2 protein-coding genes are annotated in these 4189 nt (G+C 37.0%); both read left to right on the top strand.

Going from position 1 to position 4189, the window contains the following annotated elements; all coding sequences use genetic code 11:
• Nucleotides 1-173 precede the first annotated feature (173 nt).
• Nucleotides 174-515 carry a hypothetical protein gene (locus Q0A12_RS09630; protein ID WP_291292436.1) on the top strand — a complete coding sequence of 114 codons (342 nt, stop codon included), beginning with the start codon at nt 174-176 and terminating at the stop codon, nt 513-515.
• Nucleotides 516-543: 28 nt separating this feature from the next.
• On the top strand, nt 544-4128 hold the full coding sequence (locus Q0A12_RS09625; protein ID WP_291292435.1) for a SpaA isopeptide-forming pilin-related protein: 3585 nt from the start codon (nt 544-546) through the stop codon (nt 4126-4128).
• Nucleotides 4129-4189 lie beyond the last annotated feature (61 nt).

Raw genomic sequence — 4189 nt, 5'->3', positions numbered from 1 at the left:
CATACCAAGATCTTAATCTCGAATTGTGTGTGGGAAAACTTTAAAGGTGCGCAAATCGTTTGGAAAAATCCTCCAACACCCAGTGACTGGGAGTTTTTTGGCAATACTGTAGTTAGAATTAAAAAGGAATTCTTGTTTTCAGAAAACGACTATCAAATGAAAGGAGGTACATAATGAAAAATATTTTGGGACTGTTTGGAACAGCAGTCATTGTGCAGCCTATGTTTACACTTGGGATGATTGGACTTTTTGCAGAAAAGGACAGCAAAGGGTTTAGAAATGATACGACCTCTTCTGCGTTAGTTGAATATAAAAACAATCAAGTAATTATTACCAAGTCAAATCAAGAAAAAAAGCGGTTACCTAATCAATCAGTAACTAAACCACTAGATAGCTTGGAAGGGTATCTTTCTATGCTGGAAGCTAAACCAGAATTAAAGAGGGGGGGAGAGACTACAACGCAATTAGGACAAAAGATGAAACATCTGGCCCAAACATTTTTATTTACAGGTTGAACAATCAATTTATATAAGGAGGAAAACAATGAAAAAGAGAATTTACAAAGTAGTCTATATGTTAGCAAGTCTCGTTATGGTTATAGGACAGCTGGGAATTGCTCAAGTATTTGCTGAAACGGTTAGTGCAGACGATTCTCCAGCTCGAGAAACTAAGGTATATCATGATTACGAGGAATATCAAAAAGCATTAAAACAGTATAACGAAGACTATGCTCAGTATGAGCAAGACTTGAATGAATATAATCAGAAGAAACAAGAGCATGATGACGCTCAAGCAGAGGCAGATCGAGTTGAGAAAGAGAATGCTGAAAAAAAAGCTGCATACGAACAAGCGCTCGAACAGTATCAAAAAGATTTAGATGAGTATAATAATAAACAACAAGAAGTCGATGATCATAGCGCTAAAGGCCAATATATAGGCCCTAGTTTTTATACTGTATTGGCTCAAATAGAGAGCTATTTAGCTAATTATTCTGCTATGAACCAGATGATTAACTCGGGGTTATCTATAAATGGGGAAGCATTGATTTCTAAGATTAAAGAAAATATGGCTAACGATCCTATTACTGGGAATCCTGAAATTGAATCAAACGGTCAAAAAGTAATGGATCAATGGAATATCTACGCTGAATTTGAAAAATCAATTTATGGGACTACTCCATCTATGGGAGATATTAGTACGATTTTTCCGAATGCTATTGGTGGTGCATGGTATGACGGTTTTAAAGGTGTAGAGTTTTATCATACTTTTAACAGTACAACCGGCCAAACAGTAGATAATGTTCCCCAAATTTTGGATCATCCAACGGAAGATAATATTAAACAAGCTTTGACCGACTTATTCACTAAAACTGGTGGTTTAGCATTCGATGCAGCAAATCAACAAATGGATAAGGATACATTCATGGTTGATCAAGGCTTGGTTAATAAATGGTCTTCTGCTTTGGAAGAAGCTAAAAATCAGGGATTAAGTTTATATACAACAGCAATCCAACAATATATTAAGGCTTTTGAGACCTATAATAGTTCTAACTATGAGACAGCAGATTTTAATGCTTTTATGGATGCAATCGATACCGCTGCTGAAACACAAAGAAAAGCAATGAATCTTATTGGAGGTATGAATGACGTTGATCTAGAAGACGGAGATAATAGTGCGCCTTTCTATAATGATTTGAAGAATTTATCTGCGTCTGATTTGGCTAATAAATATGGCTATCTGAAATTATTGAGTAACATGGCTAGTGAAGCGACCTATGGATATTTTCATTTGTTGTCACCAGAACCTGGAGAAGTGATATCTGTGGCAACTGCTAGTTCTTGGTCAAATGCCTATGGTACATTTGGAAGAAGTCAAAGTGACTACACTCCTAAGTTAACGCCGCCAACTGAGCCTACACCGCCTACTTATGAGACTGTACCTGTTGTTCCTGATGAACCTGTTGCACCTATCCCGCCTATCAAACCAGTGTATGAACCATTAAATAATGTGAGTCTGCTTAAAGTGGATAAAGAAACTAAGGAACCATTGGCAAATGCTAAATTTGAACTAGAAAATACTGATAATAAGGAAGTTTTGGGAACATTTACAACTGGAAATGATGGTTTGCTAGAAATTAATAACCTAAATCCCGGGACATACACCCTTACCGAAATTGAATCTCCAGAAGGCTATGTTCTCGATAATACCCCTGTTTCATTTATTATTCATGGTACAGAGAATGAAAAGATTCAATTAGAAAAATCGAATATCTCAACTACTGGTAGTGTGGAATTAACAAAAGTAGATGAAAAAACAAATACAGCTTTGCAAGGAGCAGTGTTTGAAATTAGAGATTCTAATGGTTCTATTGTTCGTTCAGCACTTCAGACGAACTTGGAAGGAAAAATACTAGTTGATGGACTAAAATCAGGAGAATATTCTTTTGTAGAAACTAAAGCACCAACAGGTTATGTATTAGATAATACTCCAATTAAATTTACTATAGAAAAAGATCAACAAGAAGTTGTGAAAGTATCCATTAAAAATAAATTAATGCCTGGAGGCGTCGTCCTAAGTAAAACCGATGCGACAACAGGCGAAACCTTACAAGGAGCAGTCTTTGAATTACAAGACAAAGATGGCAAAGCACTTCAAAGTGGGCTAATAACTGATAATTCAGGAAAATTAGCAATTGATGGTTTGGAACCAGGGAACTATCAGCTTGTAGAAACTAAAGCACCAACCGGTTATGACTTGGACCAAACGCCAGTGAAATTTGCAATAGAAAAAGGTCAAACAGAAGCAGTTCAAGTATCAATGACGAACAAATTGACTCCTGGAGGAGTGGTATTAAGTAAAACCGACGCGAAAACAGGGGAAGCTTTACAAGGAGCAGTCTTTGAGTTACAAGACAAAGATGGTAAAGCCCTGCAAAGTGGCTTAGTCACTGATGAATCAGGCAAACTAGCTGTTGATGGCTTGGAACCAGGAGACTATCAATTCGTAGAAACGCAAGCACCAACCGGTTATGACTTAGACCAAACGCCAGTGAAATTTACAATAGAAAAAGGCCAAACAGAAGCAGTTCAAGTATCAATGACGAACAAAATGACTCCTGGAGGAGTGGTCTTAAGCAAAACCGACGCGAAAACAGGGGAAGCCTTACAAGGAGCAGTCTTTGAGTTACAAGACAAAGATGGCAAAACTCTTCAAAGTGGCTTAGTCACTGATGAATCAGGCAAACTAGCTGTTGATGGTTTAGAACCAGGCGAATACCGACTAGTAGAAACGCAAGCGCCAACAGGTTATGACTTAGACGCCACACCAGTAACCTTTACGATTGAAAAAGGCCAACGAGAAGCAGTTCAAGTAACGAAGACGAATCAACCAACGGTAGGTTCAGTTGTTCTAACTAAAATTGATTCTAAAACAAGAGACAAGTTGGCAGGAGCAGCCTTTGAATTAAGAGACAGCAATAACAAAGTTGTTCTGAAAGACTTAGTGACAGATAGCAACGGTAAACTAGCCATTAATGATTTAAAACCAGGCGAATACCAGTTAGTAGAAACGCAAGCGCCAACTGGCTATGTATTAGATGCAACACCAATTGAATTTGTTGTAAAAAGTGATAAATCTTCTCAAGAGAATTTGACTAAGACAAATAAAGGGCAAGAGAAATCTGTTCGAATTGAAAAGAGAGACTCACGCACGAATGAATTGTTATCAGGCGCGAAATTTAAATTGCTAGACTCTAAAGGAAAGACTATCAAAGAAGAGATAACTACTGATAAAAATGGTATAGCAACAATTGAAGGACTAGAAGAAGGTTCATATCAATTGATTGAAACCCAAGCCCCAACAGGGTATATCTTAGATAAAACAGCAATTCGCTTTACAACTGAGAAGGATTCTTCTCTTATTACACTAACCAAGTTAAATACTAAGAAAACTGATCCTACAGATTCTGATAAAACAAATAACCCATCAAATTCAGGACAAAGTTCAAGTACTTACTCACCAAAATCCTACCCTAAGACGGGTGAGAAGAGTAGTGTTTGGATAACTGTAATTGGTGTAATTATAGTTTTCTTGATTGGAATAGCTTGGTTTGTAAAGAAAAGACGCTAAAATCTAAGCTTTAAAAGGAGTGGTCCCCCACTCCTTTTAAAGTATTCTGTCAAAATATACT

The organism is Enterococcus sp., assembly GCF_022711995.1.
GTDB lineage: Bacteria > Bacillota > Bacilli > Lactobacillales > Enterococcaceae > Enterococcus_D.
This window is presented reverse-complemented; position numbering and strand designations above follow the sequence as displayed.

What these genes read in the sequence shown, in the direction of transcription:
- Q0A12_RS09630 (WP_291292436.1), top strand. Translation starts at nt 174, where the DNA reads ATGAAAAATATTTTGGGACTGTTTGGAACAGCAGTCATTGTGCAGCCT.
- Q0A12_RS09625 (WP_291292435.1), top strand. Translation starts at nt 544, where the DNA reads ATGAAAAAGAGAATTTACAAAGTAGTCTATATGTTAGCAAGTCTCGTT.